Consider the following 16,093-nt stretch of genomic DNA (forward strand, 5'->3'; position numbering starts at 1 on the left):
TTTCCGTCGACGGCCGTGGGGTCAGTTCCCTCGGCCGGAATTGCCGTTGCCACTGTTGCCGTTGCCGTTGCTGTTTCCGTTTCCCGAGTTGCCGTTGCCGGAGTTTCCGTTTCCGTTCCCCGAATTGCCGTTGCTGTTACCCGGCGGTAGCGGGGCCGGCGCAGCGGGCTCGATCGGAACCGGATTCGCCGTAGGTACGGGAGCAGGTTCGGGCGGGTTCGAGAAGACCGGAATCGAACTCGCAGGTGCAGGTGCAGGCGCAGGGGTCGTGGGTGCCACTGTGGTCGACTCCACGAGTGTCGGAGTCGGTGTCGACGGCGACATGGGCTCGGGCTCCTCGCCCGTGCCGATTGCGATCCAGACGATCGCCGCTCCCAGCGAAACGAACAGAGTCGCTGCCGCCGGGATGATCCATGCTCGGCGCGCAGATTTCGCTTCGGTGGACGCTGGAACTGCCTGGCGCGCAACCATGTTCGTGGGCTCGGCGGGCATAACGGCGGTGCGGGGAAGAGGAGTCGCCCTGTGCGAGATCCCGCGCAATCGGTGGGCGACCGCAGCGGCGGTCGGTCGATCCTCCGGGCGTCTGGATGTCATCTCCGTCAACAGAGCGTGCCAGTCCGATCCGAGCCCCTCGGGGACGCCGGGATCGCGGTGCAGTCGCGCCACCGCTGCTGCCACGGCGCTTCCCTCGAATGCCATTGTGCCGGTGAGGCACTCGATGAGAACGAGCCCCAGTGTGTAGATGTCCGTCGGTGGGCCTGCCGAAGTACCCGTCGCCTGCTCCGGGCTGAGGTAGTGCGCAGTACCGACCGTGGTGCCGTGTTCGGTGAGTCGTTCGGCGTCGACGATACGGGCGATGCCGAAATCAGCAAGTTTGGCGCACTGTCCCACACCGACGTCCAGCGCCTGCGCAACGAGGATGTTGGCGGGTTTGATGTCGCGATGCACCACACCCTGATCGTGAATGTAGGCGAGAGCCTCCGCCAGCTCGCATCCGATCCGCGCGACGTGGGCACCGTCCATTGTTCGGCCCTGGCGATACGCACTCAAAGTCGGACCGTCGATCAGCTCCATCACAAGGTACGGCACCGGCATCCCGCCGGCATCGAGTGCAGTGCCCGCGTCGTACAGCGTCACCAGACCAGGGTGCGACAGCGAGGCGAGAGTCCGAATTTCTGCATCGATGCGCTGGGCAGTGTCCGGCGGCTCACCGTGGCGGAATATCTTCACCGCTACCGATCGGCCGAGAACGTGGTCGTCGGCGTGCACCACGTCGGCCATTCCGCCGCGCCCCAATACCGTGCCCAGCCGGTATCGACCCGCGAAGAGGTGGTCGTGAGGGGCACCGGGACGAGAGTCCGCTTCCACCATCGGTCACCGCCGTTCGTCGAGTCCTTGGAGCACCTTATAGCCAAAGAATCGACGCGCAGACCGCAGTCGGGTATCGACATCACGGTGCGGTCGGGCATGATGATGCCCCGGGTGGGGACCGATCGAGCAGTATCGAGGGAGGTCAACCCATGCACCGACGTTCGACGGGTGCCGAGATTTCGCCGATGTCGGTCGATATCACGTCGGTCTATCAGCCGATCGTCACGCTGGACGGACGCGTCGTCGTGGGTTACGAAGCGTTGGTGCGGACCTGTGGAGACGGTGCCTCGATTCCGCCGCCGGAACTGCTGCGCGTGGCTCGGGAACAGGGCGTCACTGCCGATTTCGATTGGCGGTGCCGACTCAGCGCGCTGCGCGGTGCCGTCGACTCCGGCTATCCCGACCAGCTCGCACTGTTCGTCAATGCCGAACCCATCGCCCTCGATGCACCGCCTCCTCGGGACTACCTACCGATTCTCGCCGACGCGTCGCGGCTGTCCATCTTCGTCGAAATCACCGAGCGAGACCTGATGGGTGATCCGGCCGGTCTGCTGAGGGCGGCCGAGCACGCTCGAAACCTGGGGTGGCGAGTCGCCATCGACGATGTGGGGGCGGATTCGTCCAGCCTGGCGCTGATCCCACTGCTGCGTCCCGATGTGATCAAGCTGGACATGGCACTCGTACAGGGGCATTCGAGCAACGAGACCGCCGCGATCGTCGCTGCCGTCGCCGCCGAGGCCGAACGCACCGGTGCGCTGGTCTTGGCCGAGGGAATCGAAACCGAGCAACACGAGAGTTGTGCGCGAGCCATGGGCGCCGTTCTCGGTCAGGGATACCTCTACGGCGCACCGGACGCTCTCCCGGATTTCGGTGAGGTGCAGGGGCCGGCCCGTTCGCTCGAGCTGGATGGAACGGTGACCGTGCGTGCCCCCGTGGCGGTCACGCCGTACGGCCTCACTCATGTGCTCGGCGCTCGCAGGCACGCGGATTCGACTCTGCTCGACGCGATCGAGAACAGTTTGCTGCACAGTGCGTACGGCACCGGTTCCTCGACCGTCGTACTGGCGACGGTGAGCGCGTCCACCGGCCTGACGCCTGCGCGCGAAGCGATCTTCGAAGACCTTGCTGCACGTACTGCGCTGACGGCGGTCTTCGACTCCCACACCGCCCCGCCCGCCGCCGGCTTCCGGACTGTGGTCGTGGGCGCGGACGAACCGTTGGCGCTGGAACGGTCGATCGTGATCGTGGCTCCTATGTCGAGCGTGGCGCTCATCGCGGTAGAGCGAGGTACGGCCGAGGACGGCACCCCGATGTACGACTACCGCCTCACCTACGACCGCCATGTCGTACTGGATGCTGCAACAGTGCTTTTGAGACGAATCCCGGCCAGATCTGCGGAGTGAGTCTCCGGCCTCGGTCAAGATCACGTAAATTATCGCGCGAAATTCGGTAAATCGCGTCCTCTGCCGTCCACGTGCTGTTCACTCGAAGCCATGAGCTCTCACCCCCTCGCAACCGATTTACTGGCCGCGGACGGAGGCACGATCAGCTCCATCGAGACGGCGATCAACAATGCCTTCGATCCGATCTCCGCTGCCGTGTCGAATGTCGTCTTCTTCACCGTGAATATCGGTGGAGCCGCCGTCCCGCTGATCGTCCTCTGGCTCATCGTCGGTGCCGTCGTCTTCACGGTGGCGTTCAAGTTCATCCAGGTCCGCGGAATCAAACGTGCGTTGATTCTCGTCAGCGGCAAGGAGGACGAGGCGGACGCGCCCGGTGAAGTCAGCCACTTCAGAGCGCTCACCGCCGCAGTGTCCGGAACCGTCGGGCTCGGCAACATCGCCGGTGTCGCCGTCGCAGTGACGCTCGGTGGACCGGGTGCCACCCTGTGGATGATCCTCGCCGGCTTGTTGGGAATGGCATCGAAGTTCGTCGAGTGCACACTCGGCGTGAAGTATCGCGACATCAACGAGGACGGCACCGTCTCCGGTGGGCCCATGAAGTACCTGACCAAGGGTCTCGCAGAGCGGGGACTTGCCAAGGTCGGCAAGGTCATGGCCGTCTTCTACGCCATCGTCATCACGTTCTTCGCCATCAGCGGCGGAAACATGTTCCAGGCCAATCAGACGTACGCGCAGGTCCGTTCGGTCACCGGCGGTGACGACGGGTTCCTCGGCTCCGACGGAGCCAAGGCCGTCTTCGGTATCGTCATCGCGCTGATCATCGGACTGGTCATCATCGGCGGCATGAAGTCGATCTCGGCGGTCACTGCCAAGCTGGTGCCGACCATGGCGCTGGTCTACATCGTCGCGTGCGGCGTCGTCATCGCCGTCAACTTCCGTTCGGTCCCCACGGCGTTCACCGCGATCTTCGAGGGTGCGTTCTCGCCCGAGGGTGTGGCCGGCGGTGTACTCGGCGTCATGATCATCGGATTCCAGCGCGCCGCGTTCTCGAACGAGGCCGGACTGGGTTCGGCTGCCATCGCGCACTCGGCCGTCAAGACCAGGCATCCGGTCACCGAGGGCTTCGTGGCCATGCTCGAACCCTTCATCGACACGGTCGTCATCTGTACCGCGACGGCACTGACCATCGTGATCGCCAATACCGTCACCTGGCAGGACCAGCGGGCGATCGTCGCCGAGACGGGCGAGCTTCCCGCCGGAGGTGTGACCCTCACGTCCGACGCTTTCGAGACCGTGCTGCCGTGGTTCCCGTACGTACTGACGGTTGCAGTCGCGCTGTTCGCGCTGTCCACTGCCATCACCTGGGCCTACTACGGGCTGCAGGCGTGGACGTCGCTGTTCGGACGCAGCCGCCTGTCGCGCAGCTTCTTCAACGTCATGTTCTGCGTGTTCACCGTCATCGGAACCGTGCTGTCGCTCGGTTCGGTGCTCGACTTCGCCGACGCGACCCTGTTCCTGCTGGCGCTGGTCAACATCACGGGCCTGTACTTGCTGTTGCCTGTGGTCAAGCGCGAGCTCTCCGAGTACCTGGCGATGCGCCGAGGCGAGCCGGACAAGGTCGACGCCGAGGTGTGACGGGTCGGACGAACCGAATCGGCGAGACTGGGTGGTATCAGTCTCGTCGATTTCGGTTATCAGGTATATCTCTTTGACTGATGTTCCCTAGTGCTCGACAGTGGTGGTAGTCACATACACGCCACAACGAAAGTCGGCCTTCGTGGACATTTCAACAATTTCTCTGCCCAACTTCGCGGTCGGTACCGCTGAAACCGGCGGCAAGCCGCACGCCGTTCTACTGAAGAGCGGTCGGCTGCTGGATCTCGACTCGGTGGCCGATCGGCTCGGCCTCTCGGCACCGATCACAACCCGTGATCTGTTCGAGGTCTGGGATCGGGTACTGCCGGTTCTGCGTTCGTTCGACGATGCGGACGGACAATGGACCGACGCCTCCGATGCCACGGTGCATGCGCCCGTCGAACCCCGCCAGATTCTGCAGGCCGGAGCCAACTACCGCACTCACGTCATCGATCTCGCGGTCAAGCATGCCGACATCGCCGACGGCAGGACCGAGGACGAGGTTCGCGCCGAGACCGCGGCCATGATGGACAAGCGTGCGGCGGAAGGCGATCCGTATTTCTTCGTCGGATTGCCCTCGGCGATCACCGGCCCGTACGACGAGGTCGTCCTGCCTCCCGGTACTTCCAAGAACGACTGGGAGCTCGAACTCGTTGCCGTCGTGGGACGTTCGGGCTACCGCCTGGATCGATCCGAGGCGCTCGACGTGATCGCCGGCTATACGATCGCAAACGACCTGACCACGCGTGAGTTGGTGTTCCGGCGCGACATGCCCGAAATCGGCACCGACTGGCTGCGGGCGAAGAACGCACCGGGCTTTCTGCCACTCGGTCCGTGGATAGTGCCGAAGGACGACGCGGGCGACGTCGCGCAGATGCGGCTGACCCTCGAACTCGACGGCACGACAATGCAGGACGAATCCACCCAGGACATGCTCTTCGACGTGGCAGCTCTGGTCTCTGCCGTCTCACAGACTGTACGACTGCTGCCCGGCGACCTCGTTCTGACGGGCAGTCCGGCAGGCAACGGAATGCACTGGGGTCGGTTGCTGCGCGACGGCGACGTGATGACATCGACCATCACCGGTCTGGGCTACCAGCAGACACCGGTCGTGGGCAGCGCGTCATGACATCGGTGTTGGTCATCGGAGCCGGAATCGCCGGGTCGGCAGTGAGCATCGCACTGGCTCGAGGCGGAGCGTCCGTGGACGTCGTCGAGGCCGCGCCACGGTCGAGCGCGAGCGGGTCCGGAATCACTTTGCAGGGCAACGCGTTGCGCGCACTGCGAGAGCTCGGGGTCTGGGACGACGTTCGGGCCTGCGGCTACGGATTCGACACCATCGGGATCCGCGCCCCCGACGCCCACGGCACTGTCATCGTCGAGATGGACGACGCCCGCACCGGTGGACCGGATCTTCCTGCCGGAATGGGTATGGAACGACCCGTCCTCGCCGGAATCCTGCACGACGCTGCCGAACGCGCGGGAGCGAAGATTCGATTCGACACTGTCCCGGATGGATTGGCGCACAGCGAGACCGGTACATCGGTCACGTTCTCGGATGGCACCGAGAGCCACTACGACCTGGTGATCGGCGCGGACGGGGTGCGGTCGTGGACGCGTCGCACACTCGGGATCGAACTCGAGACCGAGCGCACCGGAATGGGTATCTGGCGTCTGGTCGGACCACGTCCGGCAAGCGTCGTCCGTACCGAGCTCTATTACGGCGGAGCAGCTTTCATCGCAGGCTACTGCCCGACCGGTGAGGACTCGCTGTACGCCTACATCGTCGAGGCCGCGCAGGACCACACGCACTCGACGGCAGAGGAACGACTCGCGGTGATGCAGAACCTGGCCTCGCAGTATCACGGGCCCTGGGACGAGATCCGGGAGCAACTGCGCGATTCCACGAAGATCAACTACACCTGGTTCGAGAGCCACGTCCTCGAAGGACGGTGGCATCGAGGCCGCGTCGTGCTGATCGGCGATGCGGCACATTGCTGCCCACCCACCGTCGCTCAGGGCGGGGCACAAGCGCTCGAGGACGCGCTGGTGCTCGCCGAGATGGTGCTCGCCGCCGACACCGTCGACGACGCGGTTCTCGATGCCTTCGTCGCGCGTCGGCTACCCCGTGCAAAACAGGTGGTGGAGGCCTCACGGCAGATCTGTACCTGGATGCTCGAGTGCGATCCTCACGCCGACGTACCCGCAGTGATGGGGCAGGTGTCCGCACTCGTCACCGAGGTGCCCTGATGCGTCCGATCATCGACGTCCACGCACATGCCATCGTGCCCGAGGTCGAGGCCGTGGTTGCGGGTCACCCTGGCCTGGCCGCGCACCGCGCACTCGATGCGCTGCGCAACGGTTCCGAGTCGCAGCAGGTTTCGGGCCGGATGGTGGCGTCGAGAATTCCGCAGCTCACTTCGATCGATCGTCGGATCGCGGACATGGATGCCGCTGGAATCGACGTGCAGGTGGTGTCTCCCTCGCCCTCGCAGTATCACTACTGGGCCGATCGCGAACTGGCCGAAGTGGTGACGTCGAGTGCGAATCGCGGAATCGCCGCACTCGTCGCGGAGGAGCCCAGCCGATTGACCGGCCTTGGACTGATTGCTCTGCAACACCCGGATGCAGCCGTCGATGCGCTCGACGACGCTGTGCTCACCTGCGGGCTCGCCGGTGTGGAAATATCCTCGTTCGCACCGGGTGTGGAGCTGTCGGACGAACGTCTGGAGCCGTTCTGGAGCCGAGCAGCGCATCTAGGTGCAGTGGTCTTCCTGCACCCTTTCGGATGCTCGCTGGACGAGCGCCTGGACAGGTACTACCTGTCCAACACCGTAGGACAGCCGGTGGAGAACGCGGTCGCCCTGTCCCATCTGATCTTCTCCGGTGTGCTCGACCGCCACCCGGGCCTGAAAGTCGTTGCCGCGCACGGCGGCGGGTACCTCCCCACGTACCTGGGGAGATCCGACCATGCGTGGCGGGTCCGACCCGAGGCTCGGCGTTGCGCGTTACCGCCGAGTGACTATCTCGGTCGGATCACGTTCGACAGCCTCGTCCACGGTCCCGGTGCGTTGCGCGCGCTGATCGATGCCGTGGGGCCACAGTCGGTGGTTCTCGGCTCGGACTATCCGTTCGACATGGGCAACGAAAACCCGGTTGCCGAACTACGCGCGGCCGAACTCTCTGCCGACGTCACCCGATCCATTCTCAGTGGCAACGCCGAACGTCTCGGATTGTCGCCCGCACCAACAGGAGTGAACTCATGAACGACTACGCCTTCACACACCTCCGCCATGTCGATCTCGCGGTACCGGACTTCGACAAGCAACTCGATTTCTACACCCGCCAGTGGGGACTGACCGCGGTCGGAACCGACGGCGACATCACGTATCTCGCCGCCGAAGGTTCGCCCGAGCAGTACGTGGTGCGGATCCGCAAGGATTCCGACAAGCGACTCGACCTGGTGTCCTACGGGATGTCGGACGCCGCAGCGGTGGACGCCTTGGCAGAGCGCCTCGCGGTGGGAGGAGTGCAGTTGGTGAACGAGCCGAACACCCTGCAGACCATGGGCGGCGGGTACGGGTTCCGATTCTTCGACATCGACGGTAGGACGATCGAGGTGTCGTCCGACGTCGCGGTGCGCCGGCATCGAAAAGTCGAAGAGGGCGAATCCATTCCGGTCAAACTCTCGCACGTCGTTCTGAACTCGCCCGACCCCGAGAAGACCGTCGAGTTCTACGACAAGTGGTTCGGCTTCAAGCTCTCCGACACTCTGATGCATCCACGGATGGGCAACATGATGTGGTTCCTGCGCACCAACGCGCAGCACCACAGCATGGCCGTCGCCCGCGGACCGCACGTTTCGCTGCACCACGCGTCCTTCGAGCTGCGTGGTCTCGACGAATACATGCGCGGCACCGGCCGGATGTTGAGGGCTGGGGTGGAGAAGATCTGGGGTCCCGGCCGTCACCAGGCCGGAAACAACACCTTCTCCTACTTTCTCGATCCCAACGGAAACACCATGGAGTACACCACCGAACTCGAGACTCTCGACGAGGACACGTGGCATCCCCATCTGCTCGACTTCTCGCTGCCGGAGGTCTCGGACCAGTGGGGCACCGCGAATGCGATGAACGAATTCGTGGCCACCAGATCCTTCAACGATCCGGACAAGGGTCTGTTCGTGGCACCGCCGGCATGATCCTCGCAACGTACGTTCACGGCGGCGAGACGACGGCCGGCGTCGTCGACGACGGCATGGTCCACTCGCTGGACTGCACCATGGCCGAGTTGCTCGCGGCCGGCCTGCCCGCAGCGCTCGACGCAGGAGCGCGGGCGGTCGAAGCAGTCGGAGTTCCGGTATCGGATGTCCGCCTCCTTGCACCGTTGCAGCCGTCCACCATTCGAGACTTCGTGACCTTCGAGGAACACGTCGAAGGAGTACGCCGCAGCGTCGACGGTGCGGTAGGTGTGGTCGACGCGTGGTACGAGGCACCTCGGTTCTACTTCACCAACCCGTACACGGTGCACGGGACCGGCGACACCGTTCGTCCGCCCGAGGCATGTGTCGATCTCGACTTCGAGTTGGAAGTCGCTGCGGTGGTGGGCAGATCGGGCTCGAGCGTGTCCGTGGACGATGCCGGTGGGCACATTTTCGGATACACGGTCCTCAACGACTGGTCGGCTCGCGACATTCAACGGCGCGAGATGCAAGTGAGCCTGGGGCCTGCGAAGGGCAAGGATTTCGCCAACACGCTCGGGCCCTGGATCGTCACGGCCGACGAGTTCGACGCGTATCGCACCGAGGACGGATTCTTCGAGGTCGGCTGCTCGGTGGAGGTCAACGGTGAGGAAATCGGACGCGATTCGCTCGCGAACATGGGGTGGACCTTCGATTCCATGCTGGCCTACGCCTCACGTGACTCCTGGGTCCATCCGGGTGACGTGTTGGGCAGTGGAACCGTAGGTAACGGTGGGTGTCTGGCCGAACTGTGGGGTCGAAGGGGAGAACAGAGTCCCGAGCCCCTGGCCTTCGGGGATGTGGTGACGATGACGGTCGACGGAATCGGATCGATCACCAACACCGTCGGTCGCCCGCGATCGACGCCGCGCGTGCCACCGGCGAGGCGTCCCGATCGTGAGCAGAATCGAGCACGGACGAGTCATGTCTGATCTGACGGGTCGGGTCGTCGTGGTCACCGGCTCCGATGGAGGCATCGGACGTGCGGTGGCCGCGTGCGCGCGGGACCACGGCGCAACGGTCGTCGGGGTGGACCACGTGAGCGGATTCGATGTGACGTGCGAGCAGAACTGGGCCGCACTGATGGACTCGATCGACGGCCCCGTACACGGGCTGGTGAACTGCGCGGGCATCACGTGGCGATCCCGCCTCTCCGACGTGCGGCCCGACGACATGGCGAGGATCTACTCGGTGAACGTGATCGGCACCCTGCTGGCTGTCCAGGCCGTCGGTGCTCGAATGCCCTCGGGCAGTTCGATCGTGAACCTGGGATCGCTTGCGGCACTGACCGCGCACTACCCGGTGGCCTACACCGCCGCCAAATGGGCGTTGCGCGGATTGACCAAGGCTGCTGCCCTCGAATGGGGATCACGGGGTGTGCGAGTGAACATCGTGCATCCGGGATTCATCGATACCGCGATGACCCGCTCGGCTCCCGGAGTCTTTCGCGAGTCATCGATTGCGGAGACTCCGCTGGGTCGAGCAGGCGACGCCGAGGAAGTCGCGCGAGTCGCGGTGTTCCTGCTCGGAGACGACTCGTCGTTCGTCACGGGTGCAGAAATCCCCGTCGACGGCGGAGCGAGTTCGCACGGCGGCGTCAAATCCATCGCGGACGCGCTCCGCGCCGACAATCGAAAGGAATCCACATGAGCGATGTTTCGCTCGATCGAACCGATCCCGAAGGTGAGATCGCCACCGCGGCTGCACGAAACTCGAACTGGGGCAGATGGGGTGAGGGCGACGTCCTGGGAACCATGAACTTTCTCACCGACGACATACGTAGCGCTGCAGCAGGTCTCGTCCGCTCCGGCGTCTCGTTCTCGCTGTCTCAGAGCTTCGACATGGACGGCCCTCAGCGCGGCTGGCGGCGGCGAACCAATCCGGTCCACACGATGCTCGACACCGGTACCGACGCCGTCAGCGGAATTCAGGGCTTCCCGCACGGACTGGGGGGAGCGGACGACGTGGTGTCGATGCCCCTGCAGTGCTCGACGCAATGGGACGGGCTGGGGCACATCTTCGATCACGGCAAGGCGTGGAACGGACGCGACGCCGACAAGGTCGTCACCTCGCTCGGCGATTCCGTGACCGGAATCGAAACCGTCGCCAACGGCATCGTCGGACGCGGAGTCCTGCTCGATGTGGGCCGGCACTGCGGTGAAAGCGGTGAACTACCCGACGGATTCGCGATCACCACAGCGCATCTGGAGGCCACCATCGAAGCGCAGGGACCGTCGTCGACGGTCCGGCGGGGAGATCTGGTGTTGGTCCGCACCGGGCAGCTCACCCGAGCGCGCCGTTGCGGTTGGGGTGAGTACGCGGGCGGTCCGGCGCCGGGCCTGTCGTTCACCACCGCAGACTGGTTGCACGACAGTGAGATTGCCGGAATCGCCACCGATACTTGGGGATTCGAGGTTCGGCCGAACGAGTTCGACGTGGCGTTCCAGCCGCTGCACCAGGTGGCGATCCCCAACATCGGCTTGTTCCTCGGCGAGATGTGGGACCTCGATGCCCTGGCGGAGCATTGTGCGGGGGACGGTACGTACGAGTTCTTCCTCACCGCCGCACCGATTCCGGTCACGGGTGCGGTCGGGGCCCCGGTGAATCCGATAGCCGTCAAGTAGGCCAGGGCACGCCGGGCTCGTCGGTGGCCATCGAGGCCGCTCGGGTGACCAGATCGCGAAGGAACAGGTGTTCGGGATCCCGCTCGTAGACCGGGTGCCACCACATGGCCTCCACCAATTCCCCGACGTCGACGGGGCAGGCGACGGTCCGGAGCCCGACGTTCAACGGCAGCAAGTGAACCAAGCGCTCCTGTAGCAGCGCAATTCGTTTGCTGCCGACGACGAGTTGCGGCACCGTGAGGAAGCTTTCGGTGATCACCTGCACGGTCGGCTCGATCCCGAGCATGCGCAATTGCCGCGCAGCAGGCGTCGACGCGGTTTGACCGTGATAGACCACGACCCAGGGCGACGTTCTCAGATCGTCCGTCGTCATCGATTCGCCCACGTCGTCGTTGTCGGACGAGAGCACCATCACCCACCGGTCCCGGTACAGATCCTGGTGCGGAAGATCGGTGACGAATCCGTGGGGAACCAGCATCAGGTCTGATCCGAGCAAGGAATGCTCGGCGCGGGCAACCAGGTCCGGACTGGTAGGGCCGAATCTCAGACGCGCTCGGGGCGCGGCGTCGGCAAACAGTCCTGCCAGTGTGTCACCCAGAACTCCGATTCCGTAGTCGCTCACCAGAATACTGAATTCACGCGTACTCTCCGCCGGGTCGAAATCAGGCTGTGCGGAGAAGACGCGTTCGACGCCGTCGAGTGCGAGGCGCACACGTTGCCGCAGCTCGGCAGCCAAGGGACTCAGGTGATATTCGTTGCCCACGCGGTAGAGCAGGTTGTCGTCGAAATGCCTGCGCAGCCGGCCGAGTGCGGCCGACAGCGCAGGCTGGCTCAATCCCAATTGATTCGCAGCCTTCGTCACGCTGCGATGCTGAAGCAGTGCATCGAGTGAGACGAGAAGATTGAGATCCAGATTGGCGACACTGTGCACTTCCCGCATTGAGCTAGCCTATCTCCGCTCGACTGCGTGAAGCAGCGGGTTCGATATATGGGGCGCAGCCGATGTCACGGTTGCAGTGACAGTTTCCGTACGCTCTGCGAACTACGGAGGAGGAGCGCAGTGAGCACTGCCAGTACTCCCAAAGCTGCGAGGGCTGCGGTCAATCCGCCCAATGCGAGCGCAAAGGCGAGCACCACGAGCGGGCTGAGGAATTGCCCGAGGAAGATCGATGCGGTGAAGGCTCCCGTACCGCGAGCGCGTTGCGCGAACTCGAGCTCACCGATCACCCACATCAGCAGGGTCGGCAGCAGCATTCCCGATCCGGCCGAGGCAACGATTCCTCCGGCGGCGACCATCGCTGCATTCGGGGCAAGCCCCACGACGACCAGACCGACACCGGAAACTCCGAATGCCATGGGCAGCAGCACCTTCGGGCCACGATCGGAGATCCGTCCGAACATGAAGGCAGACGCCGCGGTCGCGACCGCGACGATGGCGCTGATCGCCCCGATCGTCCCCGGGTTGTCGATGCCGACGCCGTCGAGTTTGAGCGGTATCTGGACGATCGGTGTGTAGAAGACGGCTCCTCCGAACAAGGTGACGGTCAGTGGCAGGGCAAGGGGCCGCCACGCGAGGCTGTGCACCGTGCCGGACTCGGTATCTGCGTTGGGTTGCCACAGCACGAACGGCACGACGACGGCGAAGACGATGCCCACCGAGTAGAGCCAGAACGGCGTCCGCCACGTGTCCTGTGCCAACGCCCCACCGAGTGCGATGAAGACGACTGCCGACAACGAGGTGAACGCAATCTGCAGTCCGAAGTACCGAGCCCGCTGTTTGCCCGTGAAGTAGTCGGCGATCAGGGTGGTGCAGCACGTCATGATCCCGGCTTCCGCAATTCCCACACCGAGACGCGAGAGGACGATCAGTGGCAGGGAATCGAGCAGAAGCGGGGCGATGCCGCATACGGAATACAGGACGAGGGCGACGGTGAGTAGCCGTATGCGACCGAGGCCGTCCGCGATTCGTCCTGCCGCGAACGCGAGAAGACCGATCATGAGTGCTGGAGCGGTGATCGTGAGCGGCACGAGCGCGTTCACGCCCGCGGTCTCGGAGAAATGCTCGAGCATCTGCGGTTGCAGCGGCGCAAGCAGAACGGCCCCGAGAACGGGTAGACAGCTCATCGATACGAGCAACAGCCCGTGTTTGCGGCCGGCCTGCCTTTCGGTGGACTCGAGTCTGGATCCAAGGTGTGTCATCTGCCATCTCCAGGATTTAGAGTGAGGTACATCACGGTCGAATCACAGTCTCGGGTGCACCGCGCGATCAGGGAAGTCGTGATTGCTGACGGTGGGTATCAGTCGAATCTATGGGGCCGGTCGCACTGGACCAGTGCGATCGAGAACTCGATCGGGGGAGACCAGCGGTGAAAATCGACTTCAAGAAGACGCTCGACGCATATTCGGCGCGGCACAACACCTTTCGTACCCTCGTCGTTCCGCCGTTGACCTACCTGATGATCGACGGTCGCGGCGATCCGAACACCGCTCCGGAGTATGCCGAAGCAATCGGGGCGCTCTACCCCGTGGCCTACGCACTGAAGTTCGCCAGCAAGAACACCCTCGACCGCGACTACGTCGTCATGCCGCTCGAGGCGTTGTGGTGGGCCGAGAACATGGCCTCGTTCACCACCGAGAGGGACAAGAACCAGTGGAACTGGACGGCCATGATCATGGTGCCCGACTGGATCGACCGATCGATGTTCGAGGTGGCGAAGGCGTCCGCCGACGCGAGGAGCCACTCGGATGCGTCGAGCAGTATTCGATTGGAGACTCTCGACGAGGGACTGTGCGTGCAGACGCTGCACATCGGGTCCTACGACGACGAGACGCCGGTACTCGACGAGCTCCACCACCGATACATTCCCAGTTCCGGACTGACGATGACCGGCAGACATCACGAGATCTACCTGAGCGATGCGCGCCGGGTCGAACCCGCGAAGCTCCGCACCATTCTTCGCCAGCCTGTTGCGCATTCAGCGGAGTCGGCGTCGCTCTGACACGATGACCGTCATGACCAACGCGGTGCGCCCGGCATCGTTCACCGCCGGGACCCTCACTCTCCTGGGTGCGCTCTACTTCGCACAGGGACTGCCGTTCGGATTCTTCACCCAGGCCCTGCCGGTGGTACTGCGGGAGTCCGGGTTCTCCTTGGTGAAGATCAGCGCGACCGGTGTGCTGTTCCTGCCGTGGGCACTCAAGTTTCTCTGGGCTCCGTACGTCGATCGGTACGGATCGAGGCGGCGGTGGCTGCTGTCGCTGCAGTGTTCGGCCGCGGCGGTGGCACTGGCGTTGTCGTTCCTCGACCTGTCCTCGACATTGCGCTGGCTGTTCGTCGGCATCTTCGTCATGAATGCTCTCTCGGCGACGCAGGACATCGCGACCGACGGCATCGCGGTGCGTACGCTCACCGCGGCGCAGCGCGGGTTGGGCAACGGTCTCCAGGTCGGTGCCTACCGGATCGGGATGGTGTGCGGTGGCGGACTGCTGTTGTGGCTGTTCACCTTTGCCGGATGGCGGGCGCTGTTCGTCGCGATGGCACTGCTGATCGTGCTGACGACGATCCCCGTGTGGTGGATGCGCAGACAACTCGACGCGGCCGACGCGGACTCCGATCCTCGGGCCGAGCGCCCGACGCCGGGGCGGCTTGCCGGTGCGTGGTGGTCGCGGCTTCGCAGACCCGGAATGGTGGCATTCATTCTGCTGATCATCGGGTTCAAGTTCGGGAACTCGATGGGGTCGGCCCTCGTGGGTCCCTTTCTGTCGGACAGTGGACTGTCCCTGCCCCAGATAGCACTGGTCGAGGGCGGTCTGTCGTCGGTGGCGGCGGTCGGGGGAGCCGCACTCGGGGCATGGTTGGCGTTTCGGCACGGACGTCGCCGGGCGCTGTTGGTGGGCGGCGTGAGCCAAACGCTGAGCCTCGGTCTGTATGTCGTTGCGTCCCTGGGCGTCGGCGGCTTTCCACTTCTGGTCACCGCCAACATCACCGAACACGTGCTCGGTGGTGCGGCCACCGTCGCGGTGTTCGCGCTGATGATGGACGCGTCGGAGAAGCGCTTCGCGGGAAGCGATTACACGCTGATGGCGTGCGCGATCGTCTTCGCGCAGGGCGCGGCCGGGATTGCCGCCGGAGTGGTCGGAGACTTGTTCGGATACACGGCGATGTTCGGTTCCGCGCTCGTCCTGTCCGGTATCGGCTGTGCATTGCTACTGGTGGCACTCGATCGAGGCTGGGGGCCCGAAGGTCTCCGACAGGTGATCCCGCCGAAGACCGTCGTCCGGTAGCGGCGGCCGCTGTGCTCAGCTCCCGCTGGGGGATCCGGCGATGTTGACCATCCACTGCACACCGAACTTGTCGGTCAACATGCCGAAAGTGTCGCCCCACGGAGCCTTCTCGAGACCCATGGTGAACTGTGCGTCGACGGCCAACGCGTTCCAGTAGCCCGTCAGTTCGTCCTCTTCGTCGCCGCTGAGCGAGACGCTCATGGTGTTGCCCGGGGTGTGCTCCATCGACGACGGCGTGTCGGCTCCCATCAGAGTGAAGCCGCTCGGGGTGGTCAACTGGCCGTGCATGATCTTGTCCTGGTCGGCGGGATCCTCGCTGGCGTTGGCCTCGCCGAGCGTGGTGACGGTGAGCTCGCCACCGAAGACCGACCGATAGAACTCCATGGCCTCGCGGGCGTTGTCTCGGAACGACAGATAGGGATTGAGAATGGACATGAGCCGGTCTCCTTCTTCGCTGGACGAGCTACTTCGTAGAACTGCATCGACGACATCCGTCGAAACAATAGACACGCCCCACGACGGAAAGTCACCGCAGA

Annotated in this window: 15 protein-coding genes; 11 read left to right on the forward strand and 4 right to left on the reverse strand. The window is 64.4% G+C overall.

Going from position 1 to position 16,093, the window contains the following annotated elements:
* Positions 1 to 21: 21 nt before the first annotated feature.
* A complete protein-coding gene (locus AB0366_RS22835; RefSeq protein WP_366245951.1) occupies positions 22 to 1,371 on the reverse strand; it encodes a serine/threonine-protein kinase in 1,350 nt (449 codons plus the stop codon).
* Between the two features lie 185 nt (positions 1,372 to 1,556).
* On the opposite strand from AB0366_RS22835, the gene AB0366_RS22840 reads away from it, so the two are divergent.
* The 9 genes from AB0366_RS22840 to AB0366_RS22880 all read left to right on the forward strand — a co-directional run bounded on the left by AB0366_RS22840 (position 1,557) and on the right by AB0366_RS22880 (position 11,273).
* Positions 1,557 to 2,774 carry an EAL domain-containing protein gene (locus AB0366_RS22840; protein WP_366245952.1) on the forward strand — a complete coding sequence of 406 codons (1,218 nt, stop codon included), beginning with the start codon at positions 1,557 to 1,559 and terminating at the stop codon, positions 2,772 to 2,774.
* A gap of 90 nt (positions 2,775 to 2,864) precedes the next feature.
* Positions 2,865 to 4,409, forward strand: a complete 1,545-nt coding sequence (locus AB0366_RS22845) for an alanine/glycine:cation symporter family protein (RefSeq protein WP_366245954.1) — start codon at positions 2,865 to 2,867, stop codon at positions 4,407 to 4,409.
* A 142-nt stretch (positions 4,410 to 4,551) separates the two neighbouring features.
* Entirely contained in the window at positions 4,552 to 5,538 is a 987-nt protein-coding gene (locus tag AB0366_RS22850; RefSeq protein ID WP_366245955.1) for a fumarylacetoacetate hydrolase family protein, read from the forward strand.
* Positions 5,535 to 6,659, forward strand: coding sequence for an FAD-dependent monooxygenase (locus tag AB0366_RS22855; protein WP_366245957.1), 1,125 nt, complete (start codon positions 5,535 to 5,537; stop codon positions 6,657 to 6,659). The genes AB0366_RS22850 and AB0366_RS22855 overlap by 4 nt, the downstream gene beginning before the upstream one ends.
* The gene (locus AB0366_RS22860; RefSeq protein ID WP_366245958.1) at positions 6,659 to 7,675 is read left to right on the forward strand and encodes an amidohydrolase family protein; all 1,017 of its coding nucleotides are present in this window, start codon (positions 6,659 to 6,661) and stop codon (positions 7,673 to 7,675) included. The genes AB0366_RS22855 and AB0366_RS22860 overlap by 1 nt, the downstream gene beginning before the upstream one ends.
* Positions 7,672 to 8,610, forward strand: a complete 939-nt coding sequence (locus AB0366_RS22865) for a VOC family protein (RefSeq protein WP_121869783.1) — start codon at positions 7,672 to 7,674, stop codon at positions 8,608 to 8,610. Before AB0366_RS22860 ends, AB0366_RS22865 begins: the two co-directional genes overlap by 4 nt.
* Entirely contained in the window at positions 8,607 to 9,581 is a 975-nt protein-coding gene (locus AB0366_RS22870; protein ID WP_366245960.1) for a fumarylacetoacetate hydrolase family protein, read from the forward strand. The genes AB0366_RS22865 and AB0366_RS22870 overlap by 4 nt, the downstream gene beginning before the upstream one ends.
* Entirely contained in the window at positions 9,574 to 10,299 is a 726-nt protein-coding gene (locus AB0366_RS22875; RefSeq protein WP_366245961.1) for an SDR family NAD(P)-dependent oxidoreductase, read from the forward strand. Before AB0366_RS22870 ends, AB0366_RS22875 begins: the two co-directional genes overlap by 8 nt.
* On the forward strand, positions 10,296 to 11,273 hold the full coding sequence (locus AB0366_RS22880) for a cyclase family protein (RefSeq protein ID WP_366245963.1): 978 nt from the start codon (positions 10,296 to 10,298) through the stop codon (positions 11,271 to 11,273). Before AB0366_RS22875 ends, AB0366_RS22880 begins: the two co-directional genes overlap by 4 nt.
* Here the strand turns inward: AB0366_RS22880 and AB0366_RS22885 are convergent.
* Positions 11,266 to 12,213, reverse strand: coding sequence for a LysR family transcriptional regulator (locus AB0366_RS22885; protein ID WP_366245965.1), 948 nt, complete (start codon positions 12,211 to 12,213; stop codon positions 11,266 to 11,268). The two genes, AB0366_RS22880 and AB0366_RS22885, sit on opposite strands and share 8 nt — an antisense overlap.
* Positions 12,214 to 12,278: 65 nt before the next feature.
* Positions 12,279 to 13,472, reverse strand: a complete 1,194-nt coding sequence (locus AB0366_RS22890; RefSeq protein ID WP_366245966.1) for an MFS transporter — start codon at positions 13,470 to 13,472, stop codon at positions 12,279 to 12,281.
* A 167-nt stretch (positions 13,473 to 13,639) separates the two neighbouring features.
* Between AB0366_RS22890 and AB0366_RS22895 the strand changes: the two genes are divergently transcribed.
* Positions 13,640 to 14,272: a GyrI-like domain-containing protein gene (locus tag AB0366_RS22895; protein ID WP_366245968.1), complete on the forward strand. Its 633-nt coding sequence runs from the start codon at positions 13,640 to 13,642 to the stop codon at positions 14,270 to 14,272.
* Between the two features lie 13 nt (positions 14,273 to 14,285).
* Positions 14,286 to 15,557 carry an MFS transporter gene (locus AB0366_RS22900; protein ID WP_128644571.1) on the forward strand — a complete coding sequence of 424 codons (1,272 nt, stop codon included), beginning with the start codon at positions 14,286 to 14,288 and terminating at the stop codon, positions 15,555 to 15,557.
* A gap of 15 nt (positions 15,558 to 15,572) precedes the next feature.
* Here the strand turns inward: AB0366_RS22900 and AB0366_RS22905 are convergent, their stop codons facing one another.
* Complete coding sequence (locus AB0366_RS22905) at positions 15,573 to 15,992, reverse strand: VOC family protein (RefSeq protein ID WP_366245969.1); 420 nt, start codon at positions 15,990 to 15,992, stop codon at positions 15,573 to 15,575.
* Positions 15,993 to 16,093: the final 101 nt, after the last annotated feature.

The sequence above is a fragment of the Rhodococcus sp. NPDC076796 genome, assembly GCF_040702765.1.
GTDB lineage: Bacteria > Actinomycetota > Actinomycetes > Mycobacteriales > Mycobacteriaceae > Rhodococcoides.

Coding starts and splice junctions, on each gene's coding strand:
- AB0366_RS22835 (WP_366245951.1), bottom strand. CDS start 1,371: ATGGTGGAAGCGGACTCTCGTCCCGGTGCCCCTCACGACCACCTCTTC.
- AB0366_RS22840 (WP_366245952.1), top strand. CDS start 1,557: ATGTCGGTCGATATCACGTCGGTCTATCAGCCGATCGTCACGCTGGAC.
- AB0366_RS22845 (WP_366245954.1), top strand. CDS start 2,865: ATGAGCTCTCACCCCCTCGCAACCGATTTACTGGCCGCGGACGGAGGC.
- AB0366_RS22855 (WP_366245957.1), top strand. CDS start 5,535: ATGACATCGGTGTTGGTCATCGGAGCCGGAATCGCCGGGTCGGCAGTG.
- AB0366_RS22860 (WP_366245958.1), top strand. CDS start 6,659: ATGCGTCCGATCATCGACGTCCACGCACATGCCATCGTGCCCGAGGTC.
- AB0366_RS22865 (WP_121869783.1), top strand. CDS start 7,672: ATGAACGACTACGCCTTCACACACCTCCGCCATGTCGATCTCGCGGTA.
- AB0366_RS22870 (WP_366245960.1), top strand. CDS start 8,607: ATGATCCTCGCAACGTACGTTCACGGCGGCGAGACGACGGCCGGCGTC.
- AB0366_RS22875 (WP_366245961.1), top strand. CDS start 9,574: ATGTCTGATCTGACGGGTCGGGTCGTCGTGGTCACCGGCTCCGATGGA.
- AB0366_RS22880 (WP_366245963.1), top strand. CDS start 10,296: ATGAGCGATGTTTCGCTCGATCGAACCGATCCCGAAGGTGAGATCGCC.
- AB0366_RS22885 (WP_366245965.1), bottom strand. CDS start 12,213: ATGCGGGAAGTGCACAGTGTCGCCAATCTGGATCTCAATCTTCTCGTC.
- AB0366_RS22890 (WP_366245966.1), bottom strand. CDS start 13,472: ATGACACACCTTGGATCCAGACTCGAGTCCACCGAAAGGCAGGCCGGC.
- AB0366_RS22900 (WP_128644571.1), top strand. CDS start 14,286: ATGACCAACGCGGTGCGCCCGGCATCGTTCACCGCCGGGACCCTCACT.
- AB0366_RS22905 (WP_366245969.1), bottom strand. CDS start 15,992: ATGTCCATTCTCAATCCCTATCTGTCGTTCCGAGACAACGCCCGCGAG.